General features: G+C 64.0%; 15 protein-coding genes. 8 read left to right on the forward strand and 7 right to left on the reverse strand.

Translation table 11 applies throughout. From position 1 onward, the window contains the following. Positions 1–40: 40 nt before the first annotated feature. Positions 41–913, reverse strand: a complete 873-nt coding sequence (gene coxB, locus V5F77_RS15800; protein ID WP_429006318.1) for a cytochrome c oxidase subunit II — start codon at positions 911–913, stop codon at positions 41–43. 513 nt (positions 914–1,426) lie between these two features. Between coxB and V5F77_RS15805 the strand changes: the two genes are divergently transcribed. From V5F77_RS15805 to V5F77_RS15820, 4 genes are all read left to right on the forward strand, one after another. Continuing rightward, positions 1,427–1,915 (forward strand): invasion associated locus B family protein, encoded by a 489-nt coding sequence (locus V5F77_RS15805; RefSeq protein WP_429006380.1) that lies wholly within the window; start codon positions 1,427–1,429, stop codon positions 1,913–1,915. Positions 1,916–2,094: 179 nt separating this feature from the next. Further along, complete coding sequence (locus tag V5F77_RS15810; protein ID WP_429006319.1) at positions 2,095–3,930, forward strand: monovalent cation:proton antiporter-2 (CPA2) family protein; 1,836 nt, start codon at positions 2,095–2,097, stop codon at positions 3,928–3,930. Between the two features lie 123 nt (positions 3,931–4,053). Then, positions 4,054–5,481, forward strand: a complete 1,428-nt coding sequence (locus V5F77_RS15815) for an MATE family efflux transporter (RefSeq protein ID WP_429006320.1) — start codon at positions 4,054–4,056, stop codon at positions 5,479–5,481. Between the two features lie 47 nt (positions 5,482–5,528). Continuing rightward, the gene (locus tag V5F77_RS15820; protein WP_429006321.1) at positions 5,529–6,605 is read left to right on the forward strand and encodes a DUF937 domain-containing protein; all 1,077 of its coding nucleotides are present in this window, start codon (positions 5,529–5,531) and stop codon (positions 6,603–6,605) included. Positions 6,606–6,704: 99 nt separating this feature from the next. On the opposite strand, the gene V5F77_RS15825 is transcribed toward V5F77_RS15820, so the two are convergent. Further along, positions 6,705–7,004: a DUF1127 domain-containing protein gene (locus V5F77_RS15825; protein WP_429006322.1), complete on the reverse strand. Its 300-nt coding sequence runs from the start codon at positions 7,002–7,004 to the stop codon at positions 6,705–6,707. Positions 7,005–7,171: 167 nt separating this feature from the next. Here V5F77_RS15825 and V5F77_RS15830 point away from each other — a divergent pair, with 167 nt between their 5' ends. After that, complete coding sequence (locus V5F77_RS15830) at positions 7,172–8,053, forward strand: LysR substrate-binding domain-containing protein (protein WP_429006323.1); 882 nt, start codon at positions 7,172–7,174, stop codon at positions 8,051–8,053. Positions 8,054–8,056: 3 nt separating this feature from the next. On the opposite strand, the gene V5F77_RS15835 is transcribed toward V5F77_RS15830, so the two are convergent. The 5 genes from V5F77_RS15835 to V5F77_RS15855 form a co-directional block, all read right to left on the reverse strand. Then, positions 8,057–8,986, reverse strand: a complete 930-nt coding sequence (locus V5F77_RS15835; RefSeq protein ID WP_429006324.1) for a DMT family transporter — start codon at positions 8,984–8,986, stop codon at positions 8,057–8,059. Between the two features lie 113 nt (positions 8,987–9,099). After that, positions 9,100–10,470, reverse strand: a complete 1,371-nt coding sequence (locus tag V5F77_RS15840; RefSeq protein ID WP_429006325.1) for a glutamate--cysteine ligase — start codon at positions 10,468–10,470, stop codon at positions 9,100–9,102. Positions 10,471–10,722: 252 nt separating this feature from the next. Beyond that, a complete protein-coding gene (locus tag V5F77_RS15845) occupies positions 10,723–11,742 on the reverse strand; it encodes an AI-2E family transporter (protein WP_429006326.1) in 1,020 nt (339 codons plus the stop codon). 129 nt (positions 11,743–11,871) lie between these two features. Further along, a complete protein-coding gene (locus V5F77_RS15850) occupies positions 11,872–13,524 on the reverse strand; it encodes a long-chain-fatty-acid--CoA ligase (protein WP_429006327.1) in 1,653 nt (550 codons plus the stop codon). 160 nt (positions 13,525–13,684) lie between these two features. Beyond that, positions 13,685–15,010, reverse strand: a complete 1,326-nt coding sequence (locus V5F77_RS15855) for an OmpP1/FadL family transporter (RefSeq protein WP_429006328.1) — start codon at positions 15,008–15,010, stop codon at positions 13,685–13,687. Positions 15,011–15,465: 455 nt separating this feature from the next. Here V5F77_RS15855 and V5F77_RS15860 point away from each other — a divergent pair, with 455 nt between their 5' ends. The 3 genes from V5F77_RS15860 (at position 15,466) to V5F77_RS15870 (ending at position 19,622) form a co-directional block, all read left to right on the forward strand. After that, positions 15,466–15,897: a MerR family transcriptional regulator gene (locus V5F77_RS15860; protein WP_429006329.1), complete on the forward strand. Its 432-nt coding sequence runs from the start codon at positions 15,466–15,468 to the stop codon at positions 15,895–15,897. A 245-nt stretch (positions 15,898–16,142) separates the two neighbouring features. After that, the gene (locus V5F77_RS15865) at positions 16,143–17,279 is read left to right on the forward strand and encodes a thiolase family protein (RefSeq protein ID WP_429006330.1); all 1,137 of its coding nucleotides are present in this window, start codon (positions 16,143–16,145) and stop codon (positions 17,277–17,279) included. 15 nt (positions 17,280–17,294) lie between these two features. Further along, positions 17,295–19,622 (forward strand): 3-hydroxyacyl-CoA dehydrogenase/enoyl-CoA hydratase family protein, encoded by a 2,328-nt coding sequence (locus V5F77_RS15870; protein ID WP_429006331.1) that lies wholly within the window; start codon positions 17,295–17,297, stop codon positions 19,620–19,622. Positions 19,623–19,691: the final 69 nt, after the last annotated feature.

Below are 19,691 nucleotides of genomic sequence, written 5' to 3' on the forward strand. Positions count from 1 at the left end.
TCTTAGTCCGATCGTTGCGGACGCGTCCGAGGCCGATGCCTCAGTTGGACGCGTCGGCCAGCAGAAGCGGCCCACTGACCGGGGTCTGCGCGGTGCGCACCGTCGCGGGCGCAGCAGAGAACTTCTGCTTGGCCTGAGCCACCCAGGCGTCGAAATCCGCCTGACTCACCACACGCACCGCGATGGGCATGAAAGCATGGTCGCGGCCACACAGCTCCGAGCACTGGCCGTAATAGACGCCTTCCCTGGTGGCCTTGAACCAGGATTCGTTCAACCGGCCCGGGAGGGCGTCTATCTTCACCCCAAAAGAAGGCACTGCAAAGGAGTGGATCACGTCGGCGGCGGTCACCTGAATGCGCACGGTCTTGTTCACCGGCACAACCACCTCGTTGTCCACGGCGAGCAGGCGCGGCTGGTCGTGCTTGAGATCCTTCTCCGCCACCATCAGCGAATCGAAACCGAAGCCGCCGTTGTCGGGATATTCATAGGACCAGTACCACTGATGCCCTGTGACCTTCACGGTCATGTCCGCCGGCGGGATGTTCAGCTCCAGGTGGAGCAGGCGGAAGGAGGGGATCGCGATCGCCACCAGGATCATCACCGGCGCGACGGTCCAGATCACCTCGATCAGCGTATTGTGCGAGGTTTTGGAGGGGACCGGGTTCGCCCGCTCGTTGAAGCGGACCATCACGATCGCCAGCAGCACCATCACGAACAGAACGATGGTTACGATGATGGCGAGCAGGAAATTGTTGAAGGAATGAATGCTGGCCATCACTGGCGTCGCAGCTTCCTGGAGGCCGATCTGCCAATCGGACGGCTGGCCCATACCGGCCCACGCAGCCGAGCTCAAAGAGATCGCGGCGACCAGCGCGGCCACGGCGAGAGCACCGGTGCGAATGAACGAAATCATGGTAATCTGCTCTCCCTGCGCGGCGCCGTCGCTACCGGAAGCGCAGCGGTAATCGGTAGATGGCGGACGCCAAAAGCGCGCTCGGTTAACCGGCGCATTCTTGACTTAAATCAAACACAAATAACCCGCTCCCGCAATTGCGGCGCACGGGCGCACGATGCGACACAAGGTCGGCATACCCCTACGTCCGTACAGCCGGCGAACGATCCTCAGAGGACCTTTCCCAGACCCCCATGCCACCCCAAGCAGGCACCGGGAGGGTCCGAACCGGCCTCGGCGCATCAATTATTCGTTTTATTGCTCAAAGGGCCGCCGCATTCTTGACATGGACGGTCAGCCTTTTAAGCCGAAATGCACGGGGCGTTCGTTATGCCCTTCTGCTATGACGCGGCTCGTTTGGATTGCCGCCAGTTTTCGGAGCCGGTGCCCATGGAGTTCAAGTTGTCGCGGGCACACGCCCGCACCGATCGGCGCCCCAAGACCGTCCGCCGGCTTGGCAAGACCGTCCTCGCGATGGCCGCCGCGCTCGTCGGCTTGTGCGGCCTCACGGGTGCATCGGGTTCCGCAATGGCGCAGGGCGTGGTGAAACAGGTCTATGGCGACTGGCAGATTCGCTGCGACACGCCCCCCGGCGCACAAACCGAGCAATGCGTCCTGCTGCAGAGCGTCCAGGCTGACGACCGGCCGAATGTCGGACTGACGGTCATCATCCTGAAGACGGCGGATCAGAAGAGCCGCTTGCTGCGTATCCTCGCCCCGCTCGGCGTCCTGATTCCATCCGGCCTGGGGTTGAAGATCGACGATACCGATGTCGGCCGCGCCGGCTTCGTGCGCTGCCTGCCCAATGGATGCGTCGCAGAAGTGGTGATGGACGACGCCCTGATCAGCCGGCTGCGGCAGGGCAAGCAGGCGACCTTCATCATCTTCCAGACGCCGGAGGAGGGCATCGGCATCCCCCTGGGGCTGAACGGATTCGGCCCTGGCTTCGACGCCCTCAAATAGCCCAGCGGGCGGCGCACTCCCGTTTTGCGTCTTCCTCGGGCGCCCTGCGGGCACAGGGCATAAAACCCCTTGGTCCACGGCTTCATCCCGCCTTTACTGCAGCATTGCCGAGCGGCATGGTTTGGCCATTGTTGCTCTGCACAAAAGCGCCGGCGTGAGCTTGGCAGAAGGCATGGCGGATGCACGGAGACGACCACACCCTGTTCATCAGCGCCCTCGCTTTCCTGGCGGCGGCCGTGGTCTCGGTTCCGGTTGCTCGCCGTCTCGGACTTTCGCCTGTGGTCGGCTATCTCGCTGCGGGCATCGCCATCGGTCCCGCCGGGTTCAATATCGCCAATCCGGGAACCGTGATCGCGGTGGCGGAACTGGGCGTGGTCCTGCTGCTGTTCCTTATCGGCCTTGAACTGCAGCCCTCGCGCCTGCTGTCCATGGGCCGCTACATCTTCGGCCTCGGTACCGCGCAATTGCTGATCACCGGCATGGTGATCGCCACGGTGGCCTGGTTTCTCGGCTTCGGTATCGCCGGAGCGATCATTACCGGCATGGCGCTGGCCATGTCCGCGACTTCAATCGCCCTGCAATTGCTGGCAGAGCACAACGACCTGCCGTCCGGCTACGGCCAACGCGCGTTCTCCATCCTGCTGTTTCAGGATATCGCCATCGTGCCCCTGCTTGCCCTGGTGCCCCTGTTGGCGCCCGGCGAATCCGATCTCGGCACGGATGTCACGGGAACTCTGCTGAAAGCGGCCGCCGCACTCGCGGCGGTGAGCGTGATCGTGGTGTCCGGCCGGTTCCTGCTCAATCCGCTGTTCCGTCTGCTGGCGCGATCCGGGGCCCGCGAGGCGATGACCGCGGCGGCGCTTCTGGTGGTGCTCGGCGCGGCGGGGCTGATGGCCCTGGTCGGCTTGTCCATGGCCCTCGGCGCATTCCTGGCAGGCCTGCTGCTTTCGGAAAGCACCTTCCGCCACGAACTCGAGGCGAATATCGACGCCTTCCGCGGGTTGCTGCTGGCCGTGTTCTTCATGGGCGTCGGCATGTCGCTGGACCTCACGGTGCTGTTGCCGCACATCGTGCCGGTGGTGCTCGCCGCGCTGATGATCACCGCCATCAAGTTTGTGGTGGTGTTCCTGCTCTATCGCACCGACCACCGCACGGATGCCGACGCATTGCGCGCCGGTGCGGTCTTGATGCCGGCGGGCGAATTCGCGTTCGTGCTGTTTCCCCTGGCGCTCGCCAACGGGATTCTCAATCGCGAGCAGGCGGAACTTCTCACCGCCACCGCCGCGCTCACCATGATGATCGGGCCTTTGGTGTTCGCCGGCATCGGCCTGCTGCTGCCGCGCCTGCGCCATGCCGAGGCGGAGCCGGAACCGGACGATTTCACCGATGCCAGCGGCCGCGTGCTGGTGATCGGCTTTGGCCGGTTCGGGCAGATCGTTTCGCAATGCCTTCTGGCGGAAGGCGTCGGCGTCACGATCATCGACAATGATGTCGAGATGATCCAGAGCGCCGGCCGGTTCGGCGTGCATATCTATTATGGCGACGGCACGCGCCTCGACGTGCTGCGGTCGGCCGGCGCCGACCAGGCCGAGGTGATCGCCGTGTGCGTGGACGATCGCGAGGCGGCGGATCGCATCGTCGATATCGTTCAAGCGAACATGCCCAACGCCCGCCTGCACGTGCGCGCCTTCGACCGCGTGCATTCCATGGACCTGCTGCGTAAATCCGTCGACTTCGAGGTGCGCGAGACCTTGGAATCCGCCTTCGCCTTCGGCGGGCGCACCCTCGAGGCCCTCGGCTTCGACCAACAGGCCGCCGCTGCCCTGGTGGCGGACGTGCGCGCCCGGGATCGCCGCCGCCTCGAACTGCAGGTGCAGGAAGGGCTCTATGCCGGTACCGAATCGGCAGGTCAGAAAGTGGAGCCGGAGCCGCTCACCGATCCCAACAAGCCGGCAAAGCCGCTCAATCCCGAGGCGCAGGACGTGCTCGCCCACGAGACCGAATTCTCCGGCTGACGTGACTTTCTCCCCGCGTGGGTGAGGGCGGGCATCGCGCCTGATCTAGATCTTGCGTGCCTTCACAATTGCTTGTCCGGCCGGCCTCTTGCGACGCAGTCTTCAAAGAGACACACCGACGATATGAGCCAAGCGCCCGCCAAATTCCTGCATGGCTCCATCATGCGCCATGTGGCGGTGATGACCGCCACCGGATCCATCGGTCTCGTCTCGGTCTTTCTCGTCGACCTGCTCAACCTGTTTTACATCTCGCTGCTCGGCGAAGCCGAACTGGCCGCCGCCATCGGCTATGCCGGCACCATGCTGTTCTTCACCACGTCGGTGGCGCTCGGCATCATGATCGCGGGATCTGCGGTGGTCTCGCGCGCGCTTGGCGCGGGAAATCGAGAAGATGCCCGCGCGCTCGCCACCATCGCGATGCTCTATATGGTCCTGGCCTGCATCATCCTGACCGCGGTGTCGCTGCCGCTGATCCGGCCCCTGCTGGGCTTGCTCGGTGCCCAGGGCCGGACGCTCGATATCGCCGACCGGTTTCTCGTGGTCGTCACACTTTCCACGCCGCTGCTCGGCATCGGCATGATCACCTCCGGCTTGCTGCGCGCCACGGGAGACGCGGGGCGCGCCATGTGGGTGACCCTCGGCGGCGGCCTGCTGACGGCAGTGCTGGACCCGCTGCTCATCCTTGCCCTCGGCCTGGGCGTCGAGGGAGCCGCGATCGTGTCGGTCGTGTCCCGCCTGTTCATGACTTTGTACGGACTCCACGCGTGCCATAGACGGCACAATCTGTTTCGGCGGCCGACGCTCGCCATGTGGAACCGTCACGCCCGGCCCATATCGGCCATCGCGATTCCCGCGATCCTCACCAATGTGGCGACCCCCGTGGGCAACGCCTATGTCACCGCAAAGCTTGCCCCCTTCGGCGACGGCGCGGTGGCGGCCTTCGCGGTGATCGGGCGGGTGATTCCCGTCGCGTTCGGGCCGCTGTTCGCCCTCACCGGGGCCGTCGGGCCGATCTTCGGGCAAAATTTCGGTGCCGGTCGATTCGATCGCCTGCGCACCACGCTCAAGGACAGCCTGATTCTCACCCTGATCTATGTGGGCGTGGTCTGGGTCCTGCTGGCCCTGCTGCGCAATTCCATCGCATCGGCATTCGGATTGACCGCCGAGGGACAGGCGATCGTCGCCTTCTTCTGCCTCGTCACGGCGGGCAGCTTCATTTTTCTCGGCGGCCTGTTCGTGGCGAATGCCGCGTTCAATAATCTCGGGGCGCCGCTGCTCTCCACCTTCTTCAATTGGGGACGAGCCACGCTCGGTACGATCCCGCTGGTGTGGATCGGCGCCGATCTGATGGGCGCGAATGGTGTGATTCTCGGTCAGGCGCTGGGGGCCGTCGCGTTCGGCATAGCGGCCATGGTGTTCGCCTTCCGCGTGATCAACCGCATCGCAGCCGCGCCCCCGCCGGTGCACGAGCGAGGCCCGGCGCCGCATCTGTCCACAGTAGAACTGCCACCGCTGTCGTCGCCGCAGGATGCCACCGCCATCGAGCCGTGATTTTGGCAAGACGATGGCGTAAGGTCTCTTTCTCGGGAGGCCGCCATATGGACCAGTTCGTACAATTGCTGAGAGCAGCCCAAGGCGGACACGGCCTTGAGAACCTTGCCCAGATCTACGGCCTTACGGCGCAGCAGGCGCAGAAGGCGGCCGAAGCCGTGATGCCGGCCTTCGCTGCGGGCATCCAGCGGGCGATGCAATCGCCTGAAGGGCTGGCAGGCATGATGGTATTGATGATGCGCGGCCCCTACGGCGGCCTCTATGATCGTCGCCCGTCCGCGCCCGAGGAATTGTCGCGGGCCGGCGCCAGCGCGCTGGAAGCCTTCTTCGGCTCACCCGAGATCAGCCAGGCGGTCGCCAACCATGCCGCCGCGAGCAGTGGCCTTGCGAGCGCCGTGGTGCGCCAAATCATGCCGGACTTCGCGACTCTGGTCATGGGTGGGCTCACCAAGTCGCTCGCCGCCTCGGGTGCGATGAATCAGATGCTGGCCGCGATGCTGGCGCGCGCCAATGGCCTTCCGGTGCCGACCGGCAATCCCTGGGTCGACGGGCTCGCCACCTGGATGAACAGCGCCATGCCGCGCCAGTCCCAAAGCACCGGCAACCCGTGGGTCGATGCATTCGCGCAGATGATGCTTCAATCGCCCTGGACCGGAGCCGGCGGCGTTCCCTCCTGGGGCGCGGCGCCGCCGTCTTCCTCGCGTTACGGGCGGAGTACCGCCGATCGCGGCATGGCCGGTCAGGACCTGTACGGCTCGGCCACCAATGCGTGGCAGGAGCTCATCGCGGCCATGATGGAAACCATGGCGGCAGCCTCAGGGGAGGTTGCCCAGCGCAGCATGCCTCCGGCATCAACAAAGCCGCTGGCGCTGCCCCCGCCCCCTCCGCCGCCTGAGCCACCTCCGGCGCTTGGCCAGTGGCCCATGCAGGAGTATTTCGCCCAATTGTTTGCCCAGGGCTTTCCCCCGAACGCCACCGGCAACATGGATCCGGCGGCGCCGTTCTCGAATCTCGCGGCCTTCTACCCATTCCCGGATTTCTGGAGCCAGATGCTCGGGCGCAGCGCGGCGCATGGTCATGCCTCGCCACCGCGGGCCGGGACCAATCCGAAACGAAAGGGCTGAGCGCTCAACATAAAAGAGGGCCCGCGCCGGTTTGGGGCGGCACGGGCCCAGACGGGCGGTCGCGAGGGGCTTGACCGCCGAGCGTGTTCGCGATGCCGGTCAGGCGCTCCGGCGCACCTTCAACCAGACGGCTGCGCGGCGTTCGACGGCCCGACGCACCAGCAGCACCGAAGGATCGGCCAGAATCGGTTCTGCGGCCGCATCGTGCATGTCGCCGCGGGTCAGGCCGATATCGCGCAGCATATGGTCATCCATCGCCCACAGCGGGCGGATGGCGCGGCGATGCTCCATGGCCCGCACGACTTTCAGCGCTTGGCCGACAGCCTGCAGAAGGAACGCGGCCACGGCGGCGCTGAAGGGCGCGACTGCGGTGGTGCGGATTTCGCCATGAATGCTCATTGTCATCTCCATTGCCTGACGCCTGCCCGTTCTGCTCCCTGGAGCCACGGGGGGACCACCCGATCTCACCGCGCCGCGGCCGCCAACTTGTGGAGTGGGACGAGAAATCACGCTAGCGAATGTTATTCATCTGAAATATCATCAACGCTGATATATCGAGAGCGCCCATGACCATTCTGCTCGACACCGATCAGCTCCGAACCTTCGTAGCCATCGCCGAAACCGGCAGTTTCACGCGTGCGGCCGAGGTGGTGCATAAGACGCAATCGGCGGTTTCAATGCAGATGAAGCGGCTGGAGGAGCGGATCGGACGCCCCGTGTTCGCCCGTGACGGCCGCGCCTCGCGCCTCACCGAGGACGGCCAGCGCCTGCTCGACTACGCGCGGCGGATCGTGAAGCTCAATCTCGAAGCCGTGGCGAGCTTCGCCGACGCGACCTTGTCGGGCCGGGTATGCCTCGGGGTTCCGGACGATTATGCCGACCGCTATCTCCCAGAGATCATGGCGCGCTTTTCGCGCACCCACCCCTCGGTCGAACTCACGGTGATCTGCGAACCGAGTTGCGAACTGGTCGAACGCATCAAGGCCGGGACGCTGGATCTCGCCATCATCACCTATACCGAGACCACTGCCCGCGATGCCCAGGTGATCCGGCGCGAGCGCTTGCTGTGGGTCGGTTCCGCGCGCCATTCCGCGCATCTGGAGACGCCCGTCCCGCTTGCCCTCGGACGCCCCACTTGCCAATGGCGCGATGCGGCGATGACGCGCCTCGCCGGCTGCGGCCGCGCGTATCGCGTGCTCTACACCAGCCCGAATGCAGGTGCTGTGTCGGCGGCTGTGCTTTCCGGCCTCGCCGTCAGCGTTTTCCCCGAATCGGCGCTGCGTCCGGGGATGCGCGTGCTCGGCCCGGCGGACGGTTTTCCGCCTCTCCCGCCTTGCGATATCGCGCTGATGCGCAACCGGCACGAACCCAATGCGCTCGCCGATGCCCTCGCCCAGCACATCATCCAGGGGCTGGATAACGTCACCGACGCCGCCGCGGCCGAATAGGGATCAGGCGGAGGTTTCCGGGCGGCCCTTGGTTAGCACCACCACGTTGCCGGCCAGCACCAGCGCGACCCCGATCCCGGCTTCCGCTGTCCAATGATAGTCCTCGAACAGGGTCGAGATGGCGAGCGCGACAAGCGGGAAGAGGACCGTGCCGTAGCCGGCCCGGCTGGCGCCGATGCGCCGGATCAATTGCAGATAAATGGCGAAGCCGAGCAGCGTCGGCACGAGGATGAGATAGGCGAGCGCTCCTAGGTAGCGCGGCGTCCATTCCACTTGGATCGGCGCCCCCGAAACCTGGGTCGCAAGCAAGAAGACCAACCAGCCGTAGGCCATGCCCCACGCCGTGGCCGAGAACAGCGGAAGCCCGCGGCGCGAAATGACGCCGGTCAGCAGGCTGCCAAGCGAGAACAGGACGGTTCCGCTGATCGCCAGACCCAGCGACAGCAGGACGGCGCCGTCAAATCCCGTTTCCACCAGGCTCGGCTCGAAGACCAGGGCGATGCCGCCGACCCCGAGCAGCGTTCCGAGGAGAATGCGTAGCGTCAGCCGCGTACCGAAAATCAGTGCCGACAGAACGGGGATGCAGACAGAGGCCAGCGAGAACACAACCGACATGACCCCTGATTTCAGGTGGTAGCCGGCATAATAGAAGGTGAGGAAATTCAGCGAAAACAGGCAGGCGCCGAGCGCGGCGAACAGCAGATGATCGCGCGGGCGAAACGCCAGGCGCCCGCCGGAAAATCCCACCGCCGCGAACATGATGATCCCGGAAACCAGGAAGCGCAGCATGCCCGAGACTTCCGGCGCGACGACGCCCAATTGCAGGCGCAGCGGCAGCCAGCCGGTGCCCCAGATCAGGACGGTCGCGGCATAGAGCGTCGCTTCCACAGGGCCGAACGGGGCCGGGGCGGCGGGAGGCAAAGACGCGGCCATGAATTCCGAACTCCGGGAGATGTCCCGTTAGAACCGAGCCGCGCGCTGCGCGAACCTCCCAAGCGCGCATGGCCGCCATGCGTCCGGCACATGCGACTACTCTCTTCAGGCACTCAGTAAGCCAGCGCCTTGAAAGCCGGTTCGACCGACTCGTTCCAGCCGCTGAGATAGAGGTCGCGCAACTTGTCGGCGGGAGTCTTTCCGCTGGCCAGGACCTCCTTCACGGGCGCAAGGAATCGCATCTCGTCGCGGCCCTGGCTATCAAGAAGGCGCCGGCGCTTCAGGCCGGCTTCGGACAAATCCACCATATCCGCCGCCACCTCCCGCACCTTGCGGCCGGCGATGGTCGCCTCAAGGGCAAGGCGCGGAACGTCGTCCCGCAGCGTCTGCCGCTCGGCTTCGCTCCAGCCCTTCACCAGATCAAGGGCGGCATCCAGGCTCTGGGAATCATAAAGCACCCCGGCCCAGAGCGCCGGCAAGGCGCACAGCTCAGCCCAGGGCCCGGCATCGGCCCCACGCATCTCCAGGAACCGCTTCAGCCGCACCTCCGGGAAGATCGTGGAGAGATGGTTCACCCAGTCGGACAAGGTTGCCGTCTCGCCCGGCACTGCCGGATGTCGCCCGGCCAGGAGATCACGGAAGGAGGAACCGGCGACGTCGATATAGGCATCGCCGCGCTTCAAGAAATACATGGGCACGTCGAGCGCATAGTCGACATAGCGCTCAAACCCCATGCCGTCCTCGAAGGCGAAAGGCAGCATGCCGGCGCGCTGGTTGTCGGTATCGCGCCAGATTTCCGAACGGAACGACAAAAATCCGTTCAGCTTGCCCTCGGTGAAGGGTGAATTGGCGAACAGAGCGGTGGCGATGGGCTGGAGAGCGAGGCTGGCCCGCAGTTTGCGCACCATGTCGGCTTCCGAGGAGAAGTCGAGGTTCACCTGCACGGTGCAGGTGCGGAACATCATGTCGAGGCCGAGCTTGCCGACCTTCGGCATGTAGTTGGCCATGATCTTATAACGCCCCTTGGGCATCACCGGGGTTTCGGCGCGGGTCCATTTGGGGCTCATGCCGATGCCGAGAAAGCCGATTCCCATCGGCTCGGCGACCTGCCGCACCTGCGTGAGGTGGGTGTTGATCTCGGAGCAGGTCTCATGGATCGACAACAGCGGCGCGCCGGAGAGCTCGAACTGTCCGCCGGGTTCCAGCGAGATGGCGCCGCCACCGCTGGGGTCGGCAAGACCGATCAGGGTTTCCCCTTCGAGGATCGGCTCCCAGCCTGAAAGCTGCTGCATGCCTTCCAATATCGCCCGTATGCCCGCTTCGCCTTCGTAAGGCACGGGCTCATGCCGGCCGATCGTGAAGGGAATTTTTTCGTGCTCGGTGCCGATGCGGAAGGCGGATTCCGGCTTATTCCCCTGTTCTATCCAGGCGACCAGTTCGTCGCGGGATTGGATCGGGGTGGCATCCAGCATATCGCGAGCCATGCGCGCATTTTCCCTGGCACGACCCAAGCGAGCGGAAACCGCCGCGCCGGAATGCGCACCGCGTAAAGAGGTTGGATCATGCCGACATCGGCGCAGGGCGCCGGGCATGGTCGAGATCGGGCGCGCGAACATACACGCCGGCCACGCGACCGCAAACCATCGGATGCGCGCGACGTATTCCCCCTCCCCACGGCCAAGCCCGCGCTCGTCGATCCCCCTTCCGCGGTCGGAAACTGCAAGGTGTGTCCGCCCTCAGGTTGGCGCTGCGGCGCCTGCACCCTGCCCGCCCAGGGCCTCTCGCTGCCACAGGGCAAAGATCACAACTGTGAGCGGCGTTGCGAGCAGCACGCCGAGCGGACCGAGCAAGGTTCCGAAGGCGACCACTGCAAAGAGGCTGACCGCCGGCGGGAGCGAAACCATCTCCTGTTGCAGGAGCGGCGATATGAGGTTCCCCTCCAATTGCTGCACCACAAGGAACAGAAGGAGGGTCCATGTCGCCTCCTCGTAGCCTACGGTGAAGGCAAGCAGCAGGGCCGGCACCGCTGCTGCAAACGGCCCGATCATCGGCACGAACTCGGCAAGGCCTGCGAACAGGCCGAGAGCAAACGCGGAGGGAATTCCGATGAACGAAAGCCCAACCCCGCTCAGCACGCCCACGAGCAGCATCGCCACAAGCTGTGCCTTGAGGAAACCGCGCAAGCCGAGATTGGCGCGATTGAGACCGCTCTCGATTTCCGGCCTCCAACCGGCAGGAAACGCGGCAAGAAGGCCGCGCCGGTAGAGCTGCGGCTGGATCGCCAGATAGACGCCGCCGACGATGGCCAGGAAGATGCCCAGCACCGCATTGACGACATTGCTCGTGAACCCCCGCAGGGCGCTCAGCATCGTGGTACCGGAGGGGACCGCGTTCTCGGCATGACGAATCAGGTCGTCGGTGACGCCCTGCAGACCGAAGCGGTCGCGGAATTCGACCCACGCCTCCGGCAGGCGTTGGATCAACTCGCCGACCTGCGCGCGGATGATGCTCCCGAACAAATACAGAGTCAGACCAATAGCGATGGTGACGAGCAACCCCGTCACCGTGAGGGCGGCGCGCGGCGGCATCGACGTGGCGCGGGCGAGCGGCTCGGCCAGCGCATGCAGGGCCACCGCGATAAGGACAGCCGCAAAAATCAGCAGGATAATATTGGACAGAAGCCAAGCCGTGACCAAGCCGACGACGATGAGGCACCCGATCGCCACGCCGTGCGCCACGCGCGTCTCAAAACCCATGTGCGGCGTCCTTCACAGACCGAGCCTTGCCCGAGGAGGCAGCGCCGCTACGGCGAATCGCGCGGCAGCCCTTATGATGCCTCGGCAACGCCTACGGCGCCTCAGCGTTCCTGCGGCATCCTGGCAGGTTTACCCTTCCTGATCCTTGCGCCGCTCCTCTTCAACAAGTTCCTTCTTGGACAGCTTGCCGACAAGAGTCTTGGGAAGGCTGTCACGGATTTCCACCGCTTTCGGCATCTCGATTTTCGAGACCTGCGTGGCGAGGAACGCGAGCAATTCCTCCGGGGTCGCCTCCATACCGGCGCGCAGGGTCACAAAGGCCTTTGGACTTTGCCCGCGATATGCGTCGGCGACCGCGATCACCACGCACTCCCCGACCGCAGGGTGCAGATAGAGCGCTTCCTCTATGACGCGGGGATAGACATTATAGCCGCCGCATAGGATCAGATCCTTGATGCGGTCCACCAGGAACAAGTAGCCGTCGGCGTCGAAATAGCCCACGTCACCGGTACGGAAGGCGCCATCGACAAACGCATTGGCGGTTTCTTCGGGGCGGTTCCAATAGCCCGCCATCACCTGAGGCCCGCGGGCGCACACCTCCCCCCTTTCTCCCACCGGCATCAACCGCTTCGGATCGGCCAGATCGCGGATCTCGATCGTTGTGCCGGGCAAGACCGTACCGACGGAGCCATCCTTGATGACGCCCAGGGGCGGATTCGAAGCAAGCACCGGGGAGGTCTCGCTCAAACCATAGCCTTCCACCAGCTTGCAGCCGGAGAGTTCTTCAAAACGGTGGCGCACTTCCCCCGGCAGCGGCGCGCCGCCGGAAATGCAGAAACGCAGCGAGGAAAGGTCGTATTTCGAAAGCCCTGGAGCGTTGTTAATCGCGGTGTAGATCGTAGGGACGCCGGGAAACACCGTCGGCCGCTCCCGGGTGATGGTGTCCAGCAGATCGGTGAGGTGGAAGCGCGGCACCAAGATGATTTCCGCGCCGGTCGCGATCGGAATGTTCATCACAGTGGTCATGGCGAATATGTGGAACAGGGGCAGAACGCCCAGCATCTTTTCCCCGCCGGCTTCCAAGCAATTCACATGGGCCATCACCTGGCGGGCATTGGCGGTCACGTTCGCGTGGGTGAGCATGGCCCCCTTGGGGAGGCCGGTCGTGCCGCCGGTATATTGCAGCACCGCGATATCGTTCTGCGCATCAATGCTGACCGGCGCCGGACGGCCCACGCCGCGCACCAGGTCCTGATAGCGCAGGTGCCGCCCGTCCTCCCGCGAGAACTGGGCCATGTCCTTGCGCTTCAGCAGAGTAAACAGCAGGCCCTTCAGCCAGGGCAGGATGTGCGCGAAGGGGCAAACCACGATGGTCTTGAGGCCGCTCTCCTCCGCAACCGCGGCGACCCTCGAATGGATCACTTTGAGGTCGGGAACGACCATGATCGTGGTACCGGAATCGCGGATCTGATTGGCCAGCTCGCGCTCCACATAGAGCGGGCTGAAATTTACCACGATGCCGCCGGCGCGCAGCACGGCATAGTAAAAGATAACCGAATACGGCGTATTCGGAAGGCAAAGACCCACACGGGTGTCCTTGCCGACGCCCAGCCGCTGCAAACCGGCAGCAGCCGCTTCCACCATCGCGCCGAGTTGGGTGTAAGTCCATTTTCGACCCATGAAATTCAGGGCCGTGTGCGCGCCGTATTCGGCCACGCTCACCTCCAGAAGGTCCGTTACCGGCCCCCCCAGAATACCGGCATCCTGATTGCGATGGAGCATCGTCGTCCCCTTCTTCGCGGAGGCGCCCGGCACGTGGCAGCCTTGGATCTCTTGCTTTCAGAGGCACGTGGTTGCGTGCCTCCCGATGCAGGATGGGGCGCAATTGCGCCGGGAAAGCGAAGCTTTTCCGCTTTTTCAGCCTTTAGGCCGCCCCGATCCATCACTTGGTGATGAGGGCGGTCTTCTGCGGAACGGAGTCGAAACGATAGCGCACGCCGAGCGAGACAATGTCCACATAGGCGTTGTTGACCTCGGCCACGAGCACACCGCGCGTCAGATTTGCCGTATCGAGCGGACTAAGGTTGATGGACCCGGTTTCACCGAAGATGTGGCTGTAAGCGAGATCGATGCTGAGATTTTCGGTCCAGGCATAGGTCAGGCCGGCAGAAAGCCACAGCCGGTTGCTGTCGGGAAGGCGGGGCGTACGGTATTCGTCGGTAACGGGCGAGATTTCGTAGGCAATACCGGCGCGCAAGGCGAGCTTTGGATCCCACTGATACTCTAGACCGCCGGAGAAGAACCAGCCGTCCTGCCAGTGCATGGACAGGATGGAAGGATTAGAACCCACCGGTTCGATCACCAATTCCTGGAGTTTCGACCAATTGGTCCATTCCACGGTACCGAGCACGGTCCAGCGCGGATCAAGCTGGGACCGCAAGCTTGCAGTCACCTGGTCCGGCAGGTTCAGGCCAGCGGTGGTCGGCGCCTTGCCCAGCACGTTGCCTGTCGGCAAGGACAAGGTTGTGGAACCGTTGAGATTCTGGTCCAGCCCGGAGCGATAGCCGACGCCAATGGTGGTGCCGGGACGCAGGGTGAACAGGGCGCCGAGCGTGAAGCCGGCGGCGAAATCGTCGCCATTCACTTCAGCCGCCCCCTGGAGATAGCGTGGCGCACCCGAGAGAATCTGGGCCTGGTTGAGCTTGGCGTCGATGTAATTGATCACGACGCCGCCGCCGAGGGTCAGCCACTCGTTGACCTTGTAGGCTGCCGAGGCAGTCGCGTTCATATCGAAGATGCGGCTGTAGCAGCCATAATAGCGTCCCGACCAGTTACAGGGCGCGTCGGTGATCAAGCCGTACGGCGAGGTCACCGCGAGGCCAACGGCCCAGCGGTCCCACGCATAGCTAATATAGCTGGTGGGCAAGGTGCCGTTGTCGACGATATCGCCGACACCGACGTTGCCCAGATTGGTGCCGAGCGCGCTGCGAGCGCCCGCTACATCGATAGAGGCGTGGGGCGCGATATAGGTGATGTTGCCTTCCGCGGAGAGACCAGGAGCAAAGCTGATCGCCGCGGGGTTCCAATACATGGAAGCAAGGCCCGCGCCCCCGCCGGCAGCGCTGCCGGCAAAGGCCGAACCCAGATAATAGGCGCTCTGTTCGCGCAGGGCAAAGCCGCCCGCGCCAGCGGCCGAAACGCCGCCCAAAAACAGCGCCGGCATCATCAGGACGGAACCGGTACGCGCCAAAGCGTGACGTTTAGACATGATGCCCCCTTGGGTTGCGTTTCCTTAGGGCACCCCGTCTTTTGTGCGGCGCACGTAACAGTGCTTCAGATGCCCTATACGTCAACAAGCATGCCTATTCGAACGCAAGCGTCAACGGCTTGAGCTCGCTCGACATACGAAAAACATCTTTAACCACTGCTGTGTGGCAGACATGCAACGCATGCTTGCATGTGTTCTGGGCCAAGCGATCGAATTCGACCGCATCTGAAAATATTATGGCAGCAAATCTGACGTGTTTTTCCCACTGGGAGTCGAGCCCATCCATTTGTGATGTTGTGCATCGCGAAATTTCAGTCGCCGATTCCTTCGCAACGCAATAGAGCGGGCATATTCACGCATCCTTGTCTTGGCGCCGACCTTGTGCAGGGCTTGCGTCAGGGGGCAAAGCATGTATCCTGGCGTTCATTGGATGACGTATAGGTAAGGTTGCGACAGTGGCAGTCAAGCGCGGCACCACGGGTGCGATAACGGACGCATTTTTCACCGTGACGGAGTTGGCGCGAGACCTTTCCGTCACAGCGCGCACCATTCGTTTTTATGAGGATAAGGGGCTCATCACCCCCCGCCGGGCCGGCAATATTCGTGTCTACACCAAGCGTGATCGGGCACGGATGGCGCTGATCCTGCGCGGCAAGCGGCTTGGCTTCAGCTTGCGGGAAATCAAGGATTACCTGGATCTTTACGACGTCGATCCGACCCAGATCGAGCAGATCCGCCTGCTGCTGAAGCAGGTCCGCACCCGCCTCGAAATGTTGGAGGACCAACGCTTGGCGCTGGAGGAAACCATCGACGAGCTGAAGGAGATCGAGGCGCAGACCGAGGAGGCCTTGAAGCTGGACGCCGCTGCGGCACGTGCCGCGGGCTGACCGGCCGCTCCCCCACCGCACCGCCGGTCAGCCAGGCGGGCGTCGCCCCGGCATCATATCCAGTATGCCATTCCCTATCCGATCCCCTCGGATCGGCCGTGCTACGCCGCTATGGCTGGAAAGACTTGGAAACACGGACATTGTCACGAAGCAATAGCTTCACCCGGCCGTGAATAGCCTCAATCGACTTATAGACGCGACAAGCAGGAACGTCTGTCAACAAAAGAGACCTGGTAGGAGAGCCCATGCAGAACGTGGTCATCGCAGGCTATGCCCGCTCGCCTTTCGCGCCCGCCAAGAAGGGAGACCTCGCGCGCGTCCGCCCCGACGACTTGGCGGCGCAGGTGGTCCGAGAGCTCATCGCCCGCACCAAGGTCAATCCCGAAGACATCGAAGACCTGATTGTAGGCTGCGCCTTTCCCGAAGCGGAGCAGGGCTTCAACGTGGCGCGCCTCATCGGCATGATTGCCGACCTGCCGCAATCGGTGGCTGGTGTGACCGTGAACCGCTTCTGCGGCTCCTCCATGCAGGCCATCCACATGGCCGCAGGGCAGATCCAGCTTGGCGCTGGCGAGGTGTTCGTGTGCGCCGGCGTCGAGAGCATGAGCCGCGTGCCCATGACCGGCTTCAATCCAATGCCGAACCCCGCTTTGTATGAAAAGAACCATGCCGCCTACATGGGCATGGGGGACACGGCCGAAAATGTCGCGCACAAATGGCAGATCAGCCGTGCCGACCAGGACGCGTTCGCCTTGAAGAGCCAGCACAAGGCCGCCAAGGCGCAGGCCGAGGGCCGTCTGAAGGATGAGATCGTCTCGATCCAGATCAAGGGCAAATCGGTTGATGCCGACGGCTGCATCCGAGCCGGATCCAAGCCTGAGGATTTCGCCGGCCTGAAGCCGGCCTTCGATGAAAACGGCACCGTCACCGCCGGCACCTCCTCGCCGCTGACCGATGGCGCTTCCGCCGTGCTCGTCTGCACCGAAGCTTATGCCGAAAAGCACGGCCTCACCCCACTTGCGCGCCTGCGTGGCGTGGCCGTGGCTGGCTGCGCGCCGGAAATCATGGGCATCGGCCCGGTCGCGGCGACCCGCAAAGCGCTCGCGCGCTCAAACATCACAGTGAACGATCTCGATGTGGTGGAGCTGAACGAAGCCTTCGCTTCCCAGGCGCTTGCCTGCATCAGCGAATTGGCGCTGCGCGAGGACACGATCAATATCGACGGCGGTGCCATCGCCCTTGGCCATCCGCTCGGCGCCACCGGTGCCCGCATCGTCGGCAAGGCCGCTTCGCTGCTGAAGCGCGAGGGCGGGCGTTATGCACTGGCCACCCAGTGCATCGGCGGCGGACAGGGCATCGCCACTATTCTCGAACGCATCTGACCGGAGGCGCGTGAGATGAACGAAATCAAGAAGGTCGCCGTCATCGGCGCCGGCGTCATGGGCGCGGGCATCGCCGCTCATGTGGCGAATGCGGGCATTCCCGTTCTGCTGCTGGATATCGTCCCGCAAGGTGCGACCAATCGCAATGCCATCGCGGAAGGTGCCATCGCGCGCCTGCTGAAGGCGGACCCCGCCGCTTTCATGTCCAAGGCCGCAGCCAAGCTCGTCACAGCGGGAAATATCGAGGATCATCTCGACCAGATCGCGACCTGCGACTGGATCGTCGAAGCGGTGATCGAACGGCTCGATATCAAGCAGGCGCTCTATGCCAAGATCGAGGCCGCGCGTACCCCTGGCAGCGCGGTGTCCTCCAACACCTCAACCATCCCGTTGGCCGATTTGACCGCCGGTCTTCCGGAGAGTTTCGCCCGCGACTTCCTCATCACCCATTTCTTCAATCCGCCGCGCTACATGCGGCTGCTGGAGATCGTCGCGGGGCCGAAGACCGATCCGGCGACTGTGGCCAAGGTTTCCGCCTTCGCCGACGTGAAGCTCGGCAAGACGATCGTCACCTGCAAGGATACGCTGGGCTTCATCGCCAACCGGCTCGGCACCTTCTGGCTGAACCTTGCGGTCGGCGAGGCGATCGATAAGGGCCTGAAGGTCGAGGAAGCGGATGCCGTAATGGGACGGCCGTTCGGCATTCCCAAGACCGGAATCTTTGGGTTACTCGACCTCGTCGGACTCGACCTGATGCCCCATGTGCAGGGCAGCCTGGAGCGTGCGCTCCCCAAGAACGATCCCTTTCACGCTACGCTGCGCGACGTCCCCCTGCTCAAGACCATGATTGAGACCGGATATACCGGCCGCAAGGGCAAGGGCGGATTTTACCGTCTGAACCGCGAGAACGGCGGCAAGGTGAAGGAAGCCATCGACCTTTCCACCGGCCAGTATCGTCTGCAGGAAAAGGCAGCCCTGCCGGAACTGGAGGACGGTGGCGGCAAGGATCTTCTCGCCCTTCTTTCGGCCCCCGGCGCGGCCGGACGGTATTCTTGGGCGGTGATGGGGCGGACCCTCGCCTATGCCGCCCGGCTCGTGGGTGAAGCCGCCGACGACGTGGTGGCGATCGATGAGGCCATGCGCCTTGGCTACAATTGGAAATGGGGCCCGTTCGAGCTGATCGACAAGATCGGCGCGGCCAATGTCATCGCCCGCCTCAAGGCGGACGGTGAGCCCATACCCGATCTGCTTGCCATGGCCGAAGCTCAGCCTTTCTACCGGGTGGAAAACGGCACGCGGCAATACCTCGGGCTCGACGGCGCCTATCATGACGTGACGCGCCCCGACGGCGTGCTGCTGCTCGCCGACATCAAGCTCAACAGCACGCCCTTGATGAAGAACGGCTCGGCGGCGCTGTGGGACATCGGCGACGGCGTGGTGTGCCTCGAATTCACCAGCAAGGGAAATTCGCTGGACGAGGGCATCATTACCCTTCTGGGCAAGAGCATTCGTCTTGTGAAGGACAAGTACAAGGCACTTGTCATCTATAATGAAGGCTCGAATTTCTCGGTTGGGGCCAATCTTGGCCTGGCCCTGTTCGCCTGCAACATCGCGGCGTTCGGTGAGGTGGAGAAGCTGGTGGCGACCGGGCAGAAGGCCTACCAGGAGCTCAAATACGCCCCCTTCCCCGTCGTCTCCGCCCCCGCGGGCATGGCGCTCGGCGGTGGGTGCGAGATCCTGCTGCATTCCGATGCGGTCCAGGCCCACGCGGAAAGCTATATCGGCCTGGTGGAATGCGGCGTCGGTCTGCTGCCCGGCTGGGGCGGCTGCAAGGAGATGCTGACCCGCTGGCAGAACGCCAAGGGCATGCCCAAGGGGCCCATGCCCGCCACTTCGAAGGTGTTCGAGCTGGTCAGCGTCGCCACGGTCTCCAAGTCCGCCGCCGAGGCGAAGGAATATCTGTTCCTGCGCGAAGGCGACGGCATCACGATGAACCGCGACCGCCTGCTTGCGGATGCGAAGGCCAAGGCCCTGGCGCTGGCGGAAAACTATGTGCCGCCCAAGCCCAAGGACCTCACCTTACCCGGCCCGTCGGGCAAGACCGCCCTGGTCATGGCGGCGGAAGGTTTCCACAAGCGCGGCATGGCCACCAAGCACGACCTGGTGGTGGCGGGTGCCTTGGCCGAAGTGCTGTCCGGCGGCAAGGCGGACCATATCGAGCCGGTGACGGAAGCCCAGGTGCTGGAACTGGAGCGAGCGAATTTCATGCGCCTCATCAAGACCAACGCGACGCTCGCTCGCATCGAGCACACACTGGAAACCGGCCGCCCGCTGCGGAACTGAGTGCCCGCTCCCTTCGCGTTTCCTCTCCCGCTCGCGGGGGAGGGCTAGGGAGGGGGAAGGTGGACTGTC

The organism is Roseixanthobacter psychrophilus (assembly GCF_043195195.1).
Classification (GTDB): Bacteria; Pseudomonadota; Alphaproteobacteria; order Rhizobiales; family Xanthobacteraceae; genus NCEH01.